Annotated in this window: 12 protein-coding genes, 1 tRNA gene and 1 pseudogene; 5 read left to right on the plus strand and 9 right to left on the minus strand. The window is 71.5% G+C overall.

The features are described from left to right. Window positions 1–23 precede the first annotated feature (23 nt). Together C6W10_RS34300 and C6W10_RS34305 are read right to left on the minus strand one after the other, a co-directional pair. Complete coding sequence (locus tag C6W10_RS34300) at window positions 24–2,183, minus strand: (Fe-S)-binding protein (RefSeq protein WP_107263165.1); 2,160 nt, start codon at window positions 2,181–2,183, stop codon at window positions 24–26. 216 nt (window positions 2,184–2,399) lie between these two features. Then, window positions 2,400–2,663 carry a cell division protein CrgA gene (locus C6W10_RS34305; RefSeq protein ID WP_101368904.1) on the minus strand — a complete coding sequence of 88 codons (264 nt, stop codon included), beginning with the start codon at window positions 2,661–2,663 and terminating at the stop codon, window positions 2,400–2,402. 225 nt (window positions 2,664–2,888) lie between these two features. Between C6W10_RS34305 and C6W10_RS34310 the strand changes: the two genes are divergently transcribed. The 4 genes from C6W10_RS34310 to C6W10_RS34325 are packed head-to-tail and all read left to right on the plus strand — an operon-like array spanning window position 2,889 to window position 6,562. Then, window positions 2,889–3,698, plus strand: a complete 810-nt coding sequence (locus C6W10_RS34310) for a DUF881 domain-containing protein (protein ID WP_107263166.1) — start codon at window positions 2,889–2,891, stop codon at window positions 3,696–3,698. After that, the gene (locus C6W10_RS37680) at window positions 3,695–5,596 is read left to right on the plus strand and encodes a class E sortase (protein WP_234361521.1); all 1,902 of its coding nucleotides are present in this window, start codon (window positions 3,695–3,697) and stop codon (window positions 5,594–5,596) included. Before C6W10_RS34310 ends, C6W10_RS37680 begins: the two co-directional genes overlap by 4 nt. 7 nt (window positions 5,597–5,603) lie before the next feature. Then, a complete protein-coding gene (locus C6W10_RS34320) occupies window positions 5,604–5,906 on the plus strand; it encodes a hypothetical protein (protein ID WP_107263167.1) in 303 nt (100 codons plus the stop codon). 5 nt (window positions 5,907–5,911) lie between these two features. Continuing rightward, window positions 5,912–6,562, plus strand: a complete 651-nt coding sequence (locus tag C6W10_RS34325; protein ID WP_107263168.1) for an aminodeoxychorismate/anthranilate synthase component II — start codon at window positions 5,912–5,914, stop codon at window positions 6,560–6,562. 171 nt (window positions 6,563–6,733) lie between these two features. Here the strand turns inward: C6W10_RS34325 and pknB are convergent, their stop codons facing one another. The 7 genes and pseudogenes from pknB to C6W10_RS34360 all read right to left on the minus strand — a co-directional run bounded on the left by pknB (window position 6,734) and on the right by C6W10_RS34360 (window position 15,661). Continuing rightward, window positions 6,734–8,545, minus strand: a complete 1,812-nt coding sequence (gene pknB, locus C6W10_RS34330) for a Stk1 family PASTA domain-containing Ser/Thr kinase (protein WP_107263169.1) — start codon at window positions 8,543–8,545, stop codon at window positions 6,734–6,736. Further along, window positions 8,542–9,926 (minus strand): annotated as a pseudogene (locus C6W10_RS34335) (serine/threonine-protein kinase). The gene pknB and the pseudogene C6W10_RS34335 overlap by 4 nt, the downstream one beginning before the upstream one ends. A 1-nt stretch (window position 9,927) precedes the next feature. Beyond that, window positions 9,928–11,433: a penicillin-binding protein 2 gene (locus C6W10_RS34340; protein WP_107263171.1), complete on the minus strand. Its 1,506-nt coding sequence runs from the start codon at window positions 11,431–11,433 to the stop codon at window positions 9,928–9,930. Further along, window positions 11,430–12,821: an FtsW/RodA/SpoVE family cell cycle protein gene (locus tag C6W10_RS34345; protein WP_107264512.1), complete on the minus strand. Its 1,392-nt coding sequence runs from the start codon at window positions 12,819–12,821 to the stop codon at window positions 11,430–11,432. The genes C6W10_RS34340 and C6W10_RS34345 overlap by 4 nt, the downstream gene beginning before the upstream one ends. A gap of 145 nt (window positions 12,822–12,966) precedes the next feature. Further along, window positions 12,967–14,385 (minus strand): PP2C family serine/threonine-protein phosphatase, encoded by a 1,419-nt coding sequence (locus C6W10_RS34350; protein WP_107263172.1) that lies wholly within the window; start codon window positions 14,383–14,385, stop codon window positions 12,967–12,969. Then, window positions 14,382–14,864: an FHA domain-containing protein gene (locus C6W10_RS34355; RefSeq protein WP_107263173.1), complete on the minus strand. Its 483-nt coding sequence runs from the start codon at window positions 14,862–14,864 to the stop codon at window positions 14,382–14,384. The genes C6W10_RS34350 and C6W10_RS34355 overlap by 4 nt, the downstream gene beginning before the upstream one ends. 5 nt (window positions 14,865–14,869) lie before the next feature. After that, window positions 14,870–15,661, minus strand: a complete 792-nt coding sequence (locus C6W10_RS34360) for a DUF3662 and FHA domain-containing protein (protein WP_107263174.1) — start codon at window positions 15,659–15,661, stop codon at window positions 14,870–14,872. A 277-nt stretch (window positions 15,662–15,938) separates the two neighbouring features. On the opposite strand from C6W10_RS34360, the gene C6W10_RS34365 reads away from it, so the two are divergent. Next, window positions 15,939–16,021 (plus strand) — tRNA-Leu (locus C6W10_RS34365). Window positions 16,022–16,086: the final 65 nt, after the last annotated feature.

Raw genomic sequence — 16,086 nt, forward strand, 5'->3', positions numbered from 1 at the left:
CCATCGGCCGGCCGGGCGGGCGGTCAGGCGCCCGGCTTGACCGAGCGGAGCAGCACGGTGGCGACGTCGACCACCTCGACCTGGTCGCCGGCCTCCTTGCCGTTCACCCCGTCGTTCAGCATCGTCGAGCAGAACGGGCAGCCGACCGCGACGGTCTTCGCGCCGGTCGACATCGCCTCCTCGACCCGGTCGACGTTGATCCGCTTGCCGATCCGCTCCTCCATCCACATCCGGGCACCACCGGCGCCGCAGCAGAAGGATCGTTCCTGGTTGCGGGGCATCTCGGTGATCCCGTCGGCCGCCGCCGCGCCGAGCACCTCGCGGGGCGGGGTGAAGACCCGGTTGTGCCGGCCCAGGTAGCACGGGTCGTGGTAGGTCAGCCCGCCGTCGACCGGCTGGACCGGGGTGAGCCGTCCCTCGGCGACCAGGTGGGCCAGCAACTGGGTGTGGTGCACGACCTCGAACTGGCCACCGAGTTCGCCGTACTCGTTGCCGAGGGTGTTGAAGCAGTGCGGGCAGGTGGCGACGATCTTGCGCTTCGCCGGCTCGCGGTCGCCGAAGGCCTCGTTGAGGGTCTCGACGTTCTGCTGGGCGAGCATCTGGAAGACGAACTCGTTGCCGATCCGCCGGGCCGGGTCACCGCTACAGGTCTCGCCCTCGCCGAGGATGGCGAAGTTCACCCCCGCCTCGTGCAGCAGGGTGGCCACCGCCCGGGTGGTCTTCTTGGCCCGGTCCTCGAACGCACCGGCACAGCCGACCCAGAAGAGGTACTCGAAGTCCTCGACCTCGCCGACCCGGGGCACCTCGAAGTCGAGGCCCTTGGTCCAGTCCTCCCGGGTGTTCGGCGGGGCGCCCCACGGGTTGCCCTTGTTCTCCAGGTTGCGCAGCATCACGCCGGCCTCGGAGGGGAAGCTCGACTCGATCAGCACCTGGTAGCGGCGCATGTCCACGATGTGGTCGACGTGCTCGATGTCGACCGGGCACTGCTCGACGCAGGCGCCGCAGGTGGTGCAGGACCAGAGGACGTCAGGGTCGATCACCCCGAGCTCCTCGGCGCCGCCGATCAGCGGCCGGTTCGCCTCGGCCAGCGCCAGCACGTCCAGGTGCGCCAACTGGGCCTCGGTCGCCTTCTCCTCGCCGGTCAGGTCCTTGCCGCCACCGGCGAGCAGGTACGGCGCCTTGGCGTACGCGTGGTCGCGCAGCGACAGCACCAGCAGCTTCGGCGAGAGCGGCTTGCCGGTGTTCCAGGCCGGGCACTGCGACTGGCACCGCCCGCACTCGGTACAGGTGGTGAAGTCCAGCAGCCCCTTCCAGCTGAACTGCTCGACCTGGGCCACCCCGAACTGGTCGGACTCCGGGTCGGCCTCCTCGAAGTCGAGCGGCTTGCCGTTGCTGGTCATCGGGCGCAGCGCGCCGAGCCCGGAGCCGGTCCGGCCGGGGTCGCGCTTGAAGAAGATGTTGGGGAAGGCGGCGAACCGGTGCCAGGCGACGCCCATGGTGACGTTCAGCGAGATCACGATGACCCAGGTCATCGAGATCGCGATCTTCACCAGGGCGGTGACGCTGGTGCCCGCGTCCCAGGCCGGCAGCAGCGCGCCGACGGCGTGGCTGACCGGGGTGGCCCAGGCCGGGAACTCGAAATGGTCGGTGGCGACCTTGAAGCCGCGGATCAGGAACCCGCAGACCAGTACGGCCAGCACCACGGCCTCGACGAAGTAGCCCTGCCACATGGTCGAGCCGGTGAACCGGGAGCGCCGGGCCGGGTTGCTCGGCCGGTTGCGCAGCCGGATGCCGATCAGCACCAGGATCCCGACCACCCCGAGGATCCCGATCAGCTCGGTGACCAGTCCGTAGCCGACCCAGTGCCCGATCAGCGGCAGTCCCCCGGTCGGGGTGACCACCTCGAAGTACGCCTCCAGCACCAGCAGGGAGAGGACGAGGAAGGCGACCATCACGAACCAGTGCGCGGCGCCCACCACGCTCCAGCGCAGCATCCGGGTGTGGCCGAGCGTCTCGACCAGCATGTTCCTGGCCCGCAGACCCCGGTCGGTGAACCGCGTCGGGTCGGGCTGGCCGAGCCGGATCACCGCGGTCATCCGCAGCACCGCACGCGTCGCCAGCCACACCGCGACCGCGGTGATGCCGGCGGCGAGGATCGTGGTGACGATCTGGACGCTGCCCATGCCTGTTGGCCCTCCCCGTCCTGCTGTCTGACCTCGTCCGCCGCCGGCCGGCCGTCGACCGGCGGCGCCGATGCACGAAGCCTACGCGGCGAGGTTACTCGTTGGTAACGTGACTATCCTCGCATCGACAGTCAGCAGGGCCGAAATGGGCGGCGAGGCGTTCGCCACCGGCAGCCGCCCGGGGCGGGACCGCCGGGGCGGGATGTCGGACCGGAGTCAGCGCCAGCGGGAGAGCAGGCCCAGCGAACCGACCATCGCGCCGAAGCCGATGGCGAGGTTCCAGTACCGCCAGGTGGCGACGGGGTACTCCATGTCGGACAGGTAGAAGACCACCAGCCAGCCGATGCCGAAGACGATCAACCCGACCGCCGTGGCCGGCAGCCACACCGGGCTAGGCTTACGGGTCGCCGCGGTGGACGTCGGACGGACGTCGGTCGGCGGGGTGTACACCTTCTTCTTACGTACCTGAGACTTGGGCACGGCGCTCTCCTGAGGGGGTGGTGATCCTCGTCCGGCCTGACAACCGGACGCAAGGGCGACGGTCCATGGCCAATAATGTTCGACAGCTAGCGTAGTCGCGAGAACCCGTTCAGGCCACGGACCCGGGCATCTGGGTACGGACGGTTGAACGCCCGGATCGCCTCGGTAATTCCCGCGATTAGGACATAATTACCAGATCGGTATGATCGTGAGGGAGAAGGCTCGATGGAGTACACCTCCGGCGTCGCCTCCTGGCGGAAGGTACTCCGCCGCGCCGCCGTGGGGCTGCTGCCCCGGCGGTCGGCCGAGCGCCGCCCCGGGTGGTCGGTGGGCGTACCCCTGATCGCGCTCGCCGCCGGGCTGCTCTTCACCACCACGGCCACCACCGCCGGGGGCACGTCGCTGCGCGAGGACCGCCGCCCGGAGCTCGCCCAGCTCATCGAGGACCGCCGCGACCAGGTCGCCTCCGGGCAGGAACGGGCCGCCGCACTCCGGGACGAGGTGGAGAGCCAGGCCGAGGCGCTCGGCGGCTCCGACGGCCGGGTGGCGGCCCAGCGGGACCGGGCCACCGGCAGCCGGGAGGCGGCCGGGTTCACCGCGTTGGCCGGCCCCGGCGTCACGGTCGAACTCGACGACGCGCCACAGCAGGGCGACGGCAAGCTGCCGGCCGACGTCAGCAACGACGATCTCGTGGTGCACCAGGGCGACGTACAGGCCGTGGTCAACGCGCTCTGGGCCGGCGGCGCCGAGGCGATGACCATCATGGGTGTCCGGGTCCTCTCCACCAGCGCGGTACGCTGCGTGGGGAACACCCTGCTCCTGCACGGCCGGGTGTACTCACCACCGTTCAAGATCACCGCCATCGGCAATCCCGCCGCACTACAGCGAGCGCTCGCCGCGTCCGAGGGGGTCCGGTTGTTCAGGGACGCGGTCACCCACTACCACCTCGGATACCGCGAGACAGTGGAGCCCAGCGTGACGGTTCCCGCGTACGACGGTCCCGGCGGACTCCGGTCGGCCAAGGTTCCGGGGTGACTCCGGTGGCCGGCGACCCGAACTCCGCCCGCAACGGTCGGCACCGCGCCCCGGACGGCGACGACCCGACGATGTTCATCCCCCGACTGCCGGAGGCCGACGAGCCACCGGCGGCCGACCGGGCACTGCGGCCGGCCCGCCCGGAGCCGGCGGAGCCGGGCAGCCGCCGCCCCCGGATCACGGTCGACCACGTCGTGCCGGCGCCGCCGGGCCGGGGACCGCGCACACCCGAGCCGCCTCCGCCGGCCGCACACGACACCGTCGGCCCGCCCGCACCGGAACCCCGTCCGGGAGAGCACGGTCGGTCCGGGGACCGTCGCGGCCCGGCCGACGGCTACCGACCGCAGCCCTACCCGCCGGCCGACTCCGAGTTCCGGCAGCCCTACCAGCCGGCCGAGCCGGAGTTCCGGCAGCCGTACCAACCGGTCGAACCCGAGTTCCGGCAGCCCTACTCACCGGTTGAGCCGGAGTTCCGGCAGCCGTACCAGCCGGCCGAGCCGGAGTTCCGGCAGCCGTACCAGCCGGCTGAGCCGGAGTTCCGGCAGCCGTACCAGCCGGTCGAGCCCGAGTTCCGGGTCGCCGGTCCGCCGTCGGAGCGTCGGGAGCTGGCGCCACCCGCCGGCCGACCCGTCGCGTCCGCCGAGCCCGAACCCTGGTCGCCGGCTCCGGAGAGCGTCCCGGAGCGGCGGGAACCGGCGCCCGCCGTCCGACCGGGCGCCTGGGAGCCGACCCCGGCCACCGCCGAAGCCGATCGCTGGAAACCCGCCGAGCCCGGCCACCGGCAGCCGTCCCCGGACGACCTCGGCCGTCGGGCCAACGGAGCGGGTCGCGTCGACAGCCCGACCGCGCTCATCCCGACCGTCCCCCCGGCGGACCCCGAGACCACCGCGCCGATCCCGCCGATGTCGCAGCGGGCCTCCGGCGCCGCCGCCGGCACGCCCGTACCGCCGCACCGCACCGCCGCCGCCGAGGCCACCACCGCGCTGCCGCAGGTCCGGCCCGCCGCAGTGCCCCGCCACGACGACATCGAGGCGACCGCGCTGATCGGCGCGATCCCACCCCCGCCGGCCAGCGACGACGCGGGCGGCTCAGCCGACCCGGACGGCGCAGCGGACGCCGACCAGCGCCCCCGGCGCGGCGAGCGGGTCGTCCAACTCCGCCCGGAACAGACCGGCGAGGGCTACAAGAGCGTCTACTCCGAGCTGACCCGGCCGTCGCTCGGCTCCCGGATCCGGACCGGCATCCGGGCCACCGGCGAGGTGCTGATCACCTTCGGCCTGGTCGTCCTGCTCTTCGCGGCGTACGAGGTCTGGGGCAAGTCCACCATCGTCAACGCACACCAGGACGACCTCGGCCAGCAACTGGCACAGCAGTGGGACGAGCCCGACCCGACGGTCGGCCCGACCCCCACCGCCACCCCGAAGCCGGCCAAGCCGGTGCAGGGCAAGCCGATCGCCGGGCTCTACATCCCCAAGCTGGACAAGCACTGGGTCGTGGTCGAGGGCGTCACCCAGAAGGACATCCGGTACGCCCCCGGCCACTACCCGACCAGCGCCCTGCCCGGACAGGTCGGCAACTTCTCGGTCGCCGGCCACCGGAACCGGGCCACCTTCTGGCGGCTCGACGAACTCGACGACGGCGACTCGATCGTCGTGGAGTCCAAGGAAGCCTGGTTCGTCTACCACGTGTCGCAGACCCGGATCGTCAGGCCGTCCCAGGTCGAGGTGGTCGCCCCGGTCCCCGGCAAGCCCGGTGCGAAGCCGAAGAAGGCGATGCTGACCCTGACCACCTGCAACCCGAAGTTCGACAACTACCAGCGGTTGATCGTGCACGCGGAGCTGATCCGTACCGAGCCGAAGACGGTCGGCTCGCCCCGCCCGCCCGAGTTGGACGACTGACCCCGCCATGTACGCGTGGATCTGGCGCAAGCTGCCGTTCGGGGTACCGGGCAAACTGATCGGCTCGCTGCTGATCGTCGCGAGCCTGCTCGCCCTGCTCTGGTACGTCGTCTTCCCGTGGGCCGAGCCGCTGCTGCCGTTCGACGACGTCCAGGTGACCCAGGACAACGGAGTCCCCGGGGGGCCGGCCGATGAGCCCGGGGTCGAGGGCGAGGATCCGGGCGTCGGCGGCGAACCCTCCGGCGACGAGCACGAGCTGCCGTACGACACCACCCGGAACAACACTCCGCCCCCGAGCCCCACCAGGTAGGCCCGATGCGCGTCCTCGTGATCGACAACTACGACTCGTTCGTCTTCAACCTCGTGCAGTACCTCGGCCAGCTCGGTGCCGACTGCGAGGTACGCCGCAACGACGAGATCGACCTCGCCGAGGTGGGCCGGCTGGACGTGGCCGGAGTGTTGCTCTCACCCGGCCCCGGCACTCCGGACCGGGCCGGCGTCTGCCTCGACGTGATCCGCGAGTACGCCGGCCGGCTGCCGATCCTCGGCGTCTGCCTCGGTCACCAGGCCATCGGCGCCGCCTTCGGCGGGACGGTCGAACGGGCACCCGAGCTGCTGCACGGCAAGACGTCCGAGGTCCGGCACCGGGGTGTGGGCGTACTGGCCGGGCTGCCGGACCCGTTCACCGCGACCCGCTACCACTCGCTCGCCGTACCCCCGGAGACCCTGCCGGCGGAGATCGAGGTCACCGGCTGGACCGAGTCGGGCGTGGTGATGGCGATGCGGCACCGCGAGCTGCCGGTCGAGGGGGTGCAGTTCCACCCCGAGTCGGTGTTGACCGAGGGCGGTCACCTGATGCTCGCGAACTGGCTCGCCAACTGCGGCCTGCCGGCGGCACTGGACCGGGCTCCCGCGCTGGCCGCCGAGGTCGACGCCCGACGTCGGGCCGCCTTCGTCACGGTCTGAGCCGACGTGACGCCCCGAGAAGGGGCGTCACGGTCCGAGCCCGGGCGTGGCGGCCCTGGAACTGGGCGTCACGGTCTCAGGCTGGCCGGCCCGGCGCGTGGTCGCCGACCACCCCGGGCGACTCCGCCGGAGGGTGGTGCGGGCGCGGCGAGGTCAGCCGCGCCGCCGCGATCACCGTGATTCGGGTCGGGTGACCGGCGGGTTCACCGGCGGGAACAGTCCGCCACCGCCGCCGCCGTCGCCCGGCCCGGTGGGCGTGGGAGTGGGGGTGGGGGGAGTCGGTTCGTCCTCCTGCGCCACGCTGACGGTGATCGTCACGGTCGTACCGGTCGGCTTCTTCTCCCCGGCGGACGGGTTCTGCCGGGTCACCTCGCCGGCCTCGGCCGGCGGCACCGGCTCACCGTCGACGACCCTCACGTCGAAGCCGGCCCGGTCCAGCCGCTCCCGCGCCTCGTCCTCCTGGAGCCCGAGGACCCTCGGCACCTCGACGACGTTGCCCCGGGAGACCGAGACGGTCACCGTGCTGCCCTTGGCGACCTTCCTGCCCTCGGCCGGGTCGACCTCGGTGACGGTGCCCTTGTTCCTCTCGCTGTTCACGTCGGTGCGCTTGACCGTCAGGCCCTGCTCCTTGAGCCGGATCTCGGCGGACTCGAAGGTGCCGCCGACCAGGCCGGCCGGGACGGTGACGGTGCCGGGGCCGGTGCAGACCCGGATCTCGATCTCGGTACCCGCGTCGACCTTGGTGGTCGGCGGCTGACTCTGCGAGGTGACCTGTCCCACCTTGCACTCGTCGCTGGTGTCCGGGTCGCCGACCTTGGCGGTCAGCTCCGCCTGTTCGAGGGCGTTCCGGGCCGCCGCCTCGGTGCTGCCGACCACGTTCGGCACCTCGACGCTGGCCGTGGCGCCCGGGTCCTGGTCGTTGTTGAGCATCAGCGCGGCGACCAGGGCGATCACCGCGAGCACCCCGAGGCCGCTCAGCGTGGCGATCACCCAGGCAGAGGCCTTGCGGCGCCGCGCGTCACCGACCCGGGCCGGCGGCATCGGCCGTCCTCCGCCGGCCTGGATCTGCCGGGTGGTGGCGGTGTGCGACATCGCCATCGTCTCGTCCTCGCGCAGCACCGGGGTGGCCATCACCGGCCGGCCGGCCGCCGCACGGAGCAGGTCGGCACGCATCTCGGCCGCGCTCTGGTAGCGGTTGAGCGGGTTCTTCGACAGCGCCTTGAGCACGATCGCGTCGATCGGCGGGGTGACGTCCGGGTTGAGGTCGCTCGGCGACGGCGGATCTTCCCGGACATGCTGGTAGGCGACGCTGACCGGGCTGTCACCGACGAACGGCGGATGGCCGCAGAGCAGCTCGAAGAGGACGCAACCGGCGGCGTAGACGTCCGACCGGGCGTCCACCGCCTCGCCCCGGGCCTGCTCGGGGGAGAGGTACTGGGCCGTACCGATCACCGCGCTGGTCTGCGTCATCGTGGTGGCGCCGCTGGCCAGCGCCCGGGCGATGCCGAAGTCCATCACCTTGACCTGGCCGGTCTGGGTCATCATCACGTTGCCGGGCTTGATGTCCCGGTGGATGATCCCGTGCCGGTGGCTGAACTCCAGCGCGGCGCAGACGTCGGCAGTGATCTCCAGGGCCCGACGGGGCATCAGCCGTCCCTCGGCGGCGAGCACCTCCTTGAGCGTCCGGCCGTTGACGAACTCCATCACGATGAACGGCAGGGTCTCGCCGGTGGGCGCGATCTCCTCGCCGGTGTCGTAGACGGCGACGATCGCGGGGTGGTTCAGCGAGGCGGCGTTCTGCGCCTCCCGCCGGAAACGCATCTGGAAGGTGTCGTCACGGGCCAGATCGGTACGAAGCATCTTGATCGCGACATCGCGGCCGAGCCGGAGGTCGCGCCCGCGGTGCACCTCGGCCATGCCGCCGTAACCGAGCAGCTCGCCGACCTGGTACCTGCCACCCAGCAGGCGGGCCTGCGCCGTCATCTCGTCTGTCGTCCTTCGCTCATCTGGTCACCCCGCCGGGGTATCCGGTCCGTTCCACCTGACGGTACGGCGCACCGGGCGGTGCGTCGCGTCCGGCTTCCGGCCGGAATTCCGATATCGCCGTCTGGGGCGCTGACATGCCGCTGTTGTTCTGGTTCTCTTTCCAGTTGAAGGCAACCACGCCCGAGCAGATCAGTACCAACAGGCCCAGCACAACGAAGAGCGCGATCAGCAAGGAGCGGTTCCCGGGCGACGGCGGCGGTACGGCCGGACGCCCCGGATACGAGTATGCGGCCTCCGGGCGAGGCCGGACCGGCTGCGGCACCGGGGCCGCGCCGCGGTTGTAGCCGGCGGGCCCGACCGGCGCCGTACCGGCCGGCGGGCGGGCCACCGGCGCGACGGCCGGCGAGTGCGGCGCCACCCGCGCGGCGGCGGGTGGCACCCGGGGCGCGGGCGGCACCGAGGTCGGCCGGGGCGGCATCACCGGCGCGGCCGGCGGCGGCGCGGGACGCTGCGGCGGCACCGGCAGCGATCCGACCGGCCGGCCGGGCTGGTTGGCCATCCCGATCGTGGCGGCGGCCTGCCGGGACACCGCGGCCAGCTCGGCCGCGCTCTGCCAGCGGGCCTTCGGGTCCTTCGCCATCGACCGCTCGACGATCGCCCGGATCGCCGGTGGGATGTCGCCGGGAAGCTGCCGGGGAGTGTCCCGGACGTGCTTCATGGCGATCTCGATCGCACTGTTGCCCTCGAACGGCCGCCGGCCGGCGAGGCACTGGTACGCGACCACGCCGAGCGCGTACACGTCGGAGCAGGCGGTGGCGACCTCGCCGGCGGCCTGCTCCGGCGAGATGTACGACGCGGTGCCGAGTACCGAACCGGCGGCGGTGAGCTGGCCGACCAGGGCCGAGCGGGCGATGCCGAAGTCGGTCAGCACCAGCGTGCCGTTCGGCCGGACCAGCAGGTTGCCCGGCTTCACGTCCCGGTGCACGATGCCCTTGTCGTGCGCGGCCTGCAACGCGTCGGCGGCCTGCGCGACCAGTGCCATGGTGCGGGCCGGGGTGAGCCGGCCGACCCGGCTCAGCGTCCGGGAGAGCGCGTCGCCCTCGACGTACTCCATGACCAGGAAGGCGATCTGCTGGTCGCTGCCGTAGTCGTAGACGTCCACCACCCCGGGGTGGTTGATGGTGGCCATCGTCCGGGCCTCGCCCCGGAAGCGCTCGGCGAAGCCCGGCTCGTCCAGCAGCGCCGGCAGCAGGATCTTGACCGCCACCGTACGGCCGAGCACCTCGTCGGTGCCCCGCCACACGTCGCCCATGCCGCCACCGGCGATCCGCTCGTCGAGGCGGTACCGGTTACCGAGCAGCACTCCGGGCTTCAGCATGTCAGCGGCCTCCCCGGTCCTGGATGACCGCCCGCATGATCTGCTGGCTGATCCGCGCCGCCTCGCCGCTGCCGCCCGAGCCGGCGTTCTCCAGGAAGACGCAGACCGCCGAGACCGGCTTGCCGGCGCTGTTGATCGCGAACCCGATGAACCAGCCGTGGTCGGCGTTGTCTCCGCCGTTCTCGGCGGTTCCGGTCTTGCCGCCGACCCGGTAGCCGTTGATCCGCGCGTTGGTGCCGGTGCCGTTCTGCACCACGCTGACCATCATCTCTTCGAGCTGGCTGGCCACGTCGGCGCTGACCGGCTCGCGCAGCTCCTTGGGGACCGCGGTGTAGTAGTCGGTGGTGCGGTCCGGGCCGAGCTGCTGCTGCACCAGGTAGGGCCGCATCTGTCGCCCGTCGTTGGCGACGGTCGCCGCGATCATCGCGCCCTGGAGTGGGGTCATCCGGACGTTGTTCTGCCCGATCGAGGACTGCGCCACCTGCGGCGGGTCGTCGTTGCCGTCCGGGGTGGCCATCTCGCCGGTACGGCTGGCCGCCGCCTTCTGGCCCGAACCGTTCAGCCGGCCGACGCTCAGCTCGTCGTCCTCGAAACCGAACTGCCGGGCCTCGTCCTTGAGCTTGGCGGCGCCGAGCTTGACCCCGAGCTGGGCGAAGCCGGTGTTGCAGGACTCGGTCAACGCCTGGGTCAGCGTGACCTGGGCCTCCGGGCAGATGCCCGGCGACGCGTTGCGGATCGGCGCCCCGGCCGTCGGCGCCAGATAGCTCGGGCCGGCCGGAATCCGGGTGCCGGGGTCGTACCCGTTCTCCAGCGCCGCCGCCGCGGTGATCACCTTGAAGGTGGAGCCCGGCGGGAAGGTCTCGGCGAGCGCCCGGTTCTTCAGCGGCCCGTCCTTGGCCGCGTCGAGCTGGTTGTACGCGGCCTCGGCCTTCTTGGTGTCGTGGTCGACCAGCGGGTTCGGGTCGAAGCTCGGCATCGAGACGAGCGCCTGGATCGCCCCGGTGGTGGGGTCGAGCGCCACCGCCGCGCCCTTGGTCACGTCGTTGCGGTTGTTGGTCAGCTCGCGGTAGGCGGTCTCCTGCGCCCGGGGCGAGAGGGTGAGCAGGATGTTCCCGCCGGCGGTCTGGTTGCCGGTGAAGAGGTCCCGCACCCGGTCCCCGAAGAGCTGGTCGCTGGTGCCGGCGAGGAACTCGTTCTCGCTCTTCTCGATGCCGGTGTCGGCCAGGTTGACCGGCTTGTAGCCGAGCGCGTGCGCGTACACCTCGCCCTTCGGGTAGGTGCGGAGGAAGTTCAGCTTGCCGCCGGTCTCCTTGCTCGTCGCCAGGGGCGTACCGCCGGCCTCGATGATTCCGCGCTTGCGCTCGTACTCGGCGACCTGGACCCGGCCGTTGTAGTCGCTGTTGCGATATTCGTCGGCCTTGTACGCCTGTACGTAGTTGAGGTTGACGAAGAGCAGGCCAAACAGGACCATCACGACGACGCCCACCTTGCGCAGGGGTGCGTTCACGGTCTGATCACCTCCGTCGTGGCGCCGTGCAACTGTGCCGGTGGACCGGCGGGAACCCCGCTCGGCCGGGCCGGTGACGCGGTGTCAGCCGGCCGGCGCGCGGCGTCGGAGATCCGGAGCAGGGCCGCCACCAGCAGCCAGTTCGCCATCAGCGACGAGCCACCGGCGGAGAGGAACGGCGTGGTCTGGCCGGTGAGCGGGATCAGGCCGCTGACGCCACCGATGATCACGAAGAGCTGGAGGCAGACCGTGAAGGAGAGACCGCCGGCGAGCAGCTTGCCGAACGAGTCACGCACGGCCAGCGCCGCCCGCAGCCCCCGCTCGATGATGAGCAGGTAGACCACCAGCAGGGCGGAGAGCCCGAAGAGGCCGATCTCCTCGCCCAGGCCGGCGAAGACGAAGTCCGTGTGCACCTCGGGAATCTCGGTCGGCTGCCCGGCACCGGGGCCGGTGCCGAAGAGTCCACCGGTACCCAGGCCGAGCAGCCCTTGCAGGGTCTGCCAACCGCTGCCGTACGGGTCGCCGTACGGGTCGAGCCAGATGTCGACCCGGGTGTAGAAGCTGGCGAACGGGCCCCCGACGGTGCTGCCGAGATACCAGGCGAGCACGGCACCGCCGAAGAAGAGCAGCAGACCGATGATCAGCCAGCTGACCCGTTCGGTGGCGATGTAGAGGGTGACCACGAACATGCCGAAGTAGAGCAGCGAGGTGCCGAGGTCCTTCTGGAAGACCAGCACCGCGAGGCTGATCAGCCAGACCACGATGACCGGACCGAGGTCCCGGCCGCGCGGGAAGTCGATGCCGAGGAAGCGCCGGCTGGCCAGCGAGAGCACCTCGCGCTTGCGGACCAGGTAGTAGGCGAAGAAGACCAGCAGGGCCAGCTTGGCGAACTCGCCGGGCTGGATCGTGAACCCGCCGAAACTGATCCAGAGCTTGGCGTCCGACTGCGGGTTGACCTGCGAGTACTTCGCGGGCAACAGCGCCGGGGTGATCACCAGCACGATGCCGGCCAGCACCAGGGTGTAGGCGTACCGGCTGATCGCCCGGTGGTCGCGGATCAGCACCAGCAGCCCGGCGGCGAGCGCCACCGAGAGCAGCGTCCAGGCGAGTTGCCGCCCGCCGGTGCCGGAGAACGTGGTGAGGTCGGCCCGCTCGTCCGGGGTGGCCCTGGCCAGGTCCAGCCGGCGCAGGAAGGCGACGCCGAGGCCGTTGACCAGGGCGACCGCCGGCACGAGTACCGGATCGGCGTACGGCGCCAGGAACCGGACCACCACGTGGATCGCCAGGAAGACGGCGGTGATCGAGGCGATCGGTACCCAGAAGTCGAAGGTCACCGTGTCGAGCAGGTTCGCCTCGGCCGTCGCCGCGTACGCCGCCACGACGACCATGGCGAGCAGCAGCAGCGCCAACTCGGCGTTCCGCCTGGACCTGGCGGCGACTCGGACACGTGGCAACTCGCCCGTGGGTGCGGGCGTCGATGCCGATCCAGGCGGGGCGGTCACGTGAGTTCCCTCGGATCGTCGGAGCTGACGCTCACTCGATCGACCGGCATCCCGCAGGGTCGGTGACCGGCGGGATCGGGTCGGACGGTGGCGCGTCGGGCGTGTCCGCCGGAGTGGCGGTCGCCCGCACGGTCTGGCCGGGGGTAGGAGTGGGTGTGGTCGGGGCCGCCGGGGTGGCGCTCGGCGTGGGGGTGGGGCCGGCCGTGGCGCTCGGCTGGCAGAGCGGCTTCAGGTTGGGGTTGCCGGGATCCTCGTTCGTCAGCTCCGCGAGCCGGCGTTCCGCGTCCGGCTCGTCGTCGGCCTGGATGCCCTGCTTCACCTGCTCCTGGGCGGCATCGGTCAGGTCGTCCAGCTTCGTCGGGCTGGTCGCGTGCACGTTCGACAGTTCGAGCCCGGCGATCCGGCCCGGAATGCCCTGGAAGACCGCGAGCTGGCCGTCGTCGGTCGCGCCGACGTAGTACTGCCGCTGGGTGTAGTCCCAGCCGAACCAGAGCCCGGCGCCGACCACCCCGAGCAGCGCCACCACGAGTACGGCGGTGCGCAGCGGGTGCCGGCGGGGCCGCTCGGACTCGTCGTCGGCGGAGGACTCGGGCTCGGCCGGCTCCGGACTGGCCGGACGCGGCGGGGAGAGCGCCGAGGCCCGGGCGGCCGGTGTCGAGTCGTCGGCCGAGGTCGCCATGCCCCGGTCCCGGGAGGCCGCGCCGCCGACGATCGGGGCCGCCTCCAGGATGTCCTGGTCGCTGGCGTCCGCGATGATCACGGTGATGTTGTCCGGGCCGCCGCCGCGGAGTGCGAGCTGCACCAGCCGCTCGACGCACGCCTGGGGATCCTTGACGTTGCGCAGCGTCTCCCCGATGGTCTCCGCGCTCACCACGCCGGAGAGACCGTCGCTACAGATCAGGTAGCGGTCGCCGGTGCGCACCTGGCGTACGGAGTATTCGGGGTCGATGTCGCGGCCGTCCAGCGCCCGGGTGAGCAGCGACCGCTGCGGGTGGCTGCTCGCCTCCTCCAGGCTGATCCGGCCCTCGTCGACCAGCATCTGGACGTACGTGTCGTCCTTGGTGATCTGGGCGAACTCGCCGTCGCGGAGCAGGTAGGCGCGGGAGTCACCGATGTGCACCATGCCGATCTTGCTGCCCGAGAAGAGCAGAGCGGTGAGCGTGGTGCCCATCCCCTCGAGATGCGGATTGGCGTCCACCGTGTCGCGCAACTGTTGGTTGGCGGTGTCCACGGCCGATCGCAGCGCGTCGACGAGGGCGTCACCCGGGACGTCCTCGTCGAGCGGGGCCATGGCACCGATGACGATGTTGCTGGCGACGTCACCGGCGGCCATCCCGCCCATGCCGTCGGCCACGGCGAGAAGCCGCGGCCCGGCATAGACGGAATCCTGGTTGCCGTCTCGGATCAGCCCGCGGTCGCTGTGCGCCGCGTAACGCAGGGTCAGAGTCATGGCCGTAATTCGAGAGAAGTGCGGCCGATCCGGATCGGCACGCCGAGGGGGACGGGGGTAGGTCCGGTGACCTTAGCGCGATCGAGGTAGGTCCCGTTAGTCGAGCCGAGATCTTCGACGAACCACTGCCCGGACCGGGGCACGAGCCGGGCGTGCCGGGCCGAGGCGTAGTCGTCGGTGATCACCAGCGTCGAATCCTCCGCCCGGCCGATGGTGATCTGTGCTTCGCCGAGCGTGATCCGTGTGCCGGCGAGTTGGCCCCCGGTGACGACCAACTGGTGCGCCGCCCGGCCCCGTTTGACCTTCGCCGGTTTGTTCTGTCCCAGCGCGGCCCCCACCCCGCGCGGCGCGGCGACGAGGCGACTCGACCTCGCGCCTGCGAAGAGGTCCCGACGGATCACCCCGACCACCGTGAAGACGAAGATCCACAGCAGGACGATGAAGCCGATCCGGGCAACGGTGATGACAAATGGGGGCAAGGTGGTTAGCCGTCCACGCGGAAGGTCAGGGTGGTGGTGCCGAGCTGGATCATGTCGCCCGGGTTGAGCGCCACGGCGGAGACCCGCTGCCCGTTGAGCATGGTGCCGTTGGTCGACCCGAGGTCGGTCAGCACCACCTGGGCGCCGTCGAAGTCGAGCCGGGCGTGCCGGCGGGAGATGCCGACGTCCGGCAGCCGCAGGTTCGCCTGGTCGCCCCGGCCGATCACGGTCGAGCCCATCTGCAACGGGTAGGTGCGGCCGTCGCCGGAGACCAGCCGGATGTTGCGACCGCCCGCGCCGTGCCCCGGCGGCGGGCCGTAGCCGCCACCCTGGTCGTACGGCGGGTAGCCGCCAGGCTGCTGGTCGTATGGCGAGGAGTGCACCGGCGCCACGTCGCCGCCGGTGTAGACCTCGGCGGTGACCCGGAACATCCCCGTGTCGAGGCCGTCCCCGCGCTCGATCTCGACGATGACGTCGCCGTAGACCGTCCACGCCTGCTCGCCGATGAACTCCGCCTGCGACTGGGCCAGCTCCTGGGCCAGCGCGGCGGCGTACGGCGCCAGCCGACTGTGGTCGTACGGTGAGAGATCGATCACGTAGCGGTTGGGTACCAGAGTGCGCCCACCGGCGAGGATCGCCTTGTGCGCCTCTGCCTCCCGCTGCATCGCGTTGAGGATCTCGACGGGGTGCACGACCCCTTTGAACACCTTTGCGAAGGCCCCCTCGACCAGGCCCTCCAGACGCTTCTCAAAGCGTTGCAGCACGCTCACCGGCTCCTCCTCGGGTTCCGAGGACATGATGGTATCCGGCCGCCGCACGTGCGGCTCGCACGCCGCTCGGCCGCCTGCATCCGGCCTCTCCTCAGTGGCCGGGGATAGTCGTGCTACTCTTCCATCCGCTGCGAGCGGTAACGCCCGCAGCGGCAGTAGGGACAGCGTAGTATGTCCCGGCACATGCCGAAGAGTGGGCTCCGGACATGATTGTTATTGTCCTGTGGCGCGCTCGGGGGATGAGTCGGGTTGTCCCGGGCCTCTCGTCGAGAGGGCACGGGGCGACGCGGGTCACGCCTCGCAAGGGGAAGTGGCGGAATGGCAGACGCGCACGGTTCAGGTCCGTGTGCCCGAAAGGGCGTGGGGGTTCAACTCCCCCCTTCCCCACCGCTTCGAGGGGCTCCGTGGTGACACGGGGCCCCTCGTTCATATCGGGGCAAAGGCGCCATCGC

The organism is Plantactinospora sp. BB1, from assembly GCF_003030385.1.
Taxonomy (GTDB): Bacteria; Actinomycetota; Actinomycetes; order Mycobacteriales; family Micromonosporaceae; genus Plantactinospora.

Excerpts from the sequence above, each read along its gene's own strand:
- C6W10_RS34310 (WP_107263166.1), top strand. The coding sequence starts at position 2,889 with ATGGAGTACACCTCCGGCGTCGCCTCCTGGCGGAAGGTACTCCGCCGC.
- C6W10_RS34325 (WP_107263168.1), top strand. The coding sequence starts at position 5,912 with ATGCGCGTCCTCGTGATCGACAACTACGACTCGTTCGTCTTCAACCTC.
- C6W10_RS34345 (WP_107264512.1), bottom strand. The coding sequence starts at position 12,821 with ATGGTCGTCGTGGCGGCGTACGCGGCGACGGCCGAGGCGAACCTGCTC.
- pknB (WP_107263169.1), bottom strand. The coding sequence starts at position 8,545 with ATGACGGCGCAGGCCCGCCTGCTGGGTGGCAGGTACCAGGTCGGCGAG.
- C6W10_RS34320 (WP_107263167.1), top strand. The coding sequence starts at position 5,604 with ATGTACGCGTGGATCTGGCGCAAGCTGCCGTTCGGGGTACCGGGCAAA.
- C6W10_RS34300 (WP_107263165.1), bottom strand. The coding sequence starts at position 2,183 with ATGGGCAGCGTCCAGATCGTCACCACGATCCTCGCCGCCGGCATCACC.
- C6W10_RS34360 (WP_107263174.1), bottom strand. The coding sequence starts at position 15,661 with ATGTCCTCGGAACCCGAGGAGGAGCCGGTGAGCGTGCTGCAACGCTTT.
- C6W10_RS34350 (WP_107263172.1), bottom strand. The coding sequence starts at position 14,385 with ATGACTCTGACCCTGCGTTACGCGGCGCACAGCGACCGCGGGCTGATC.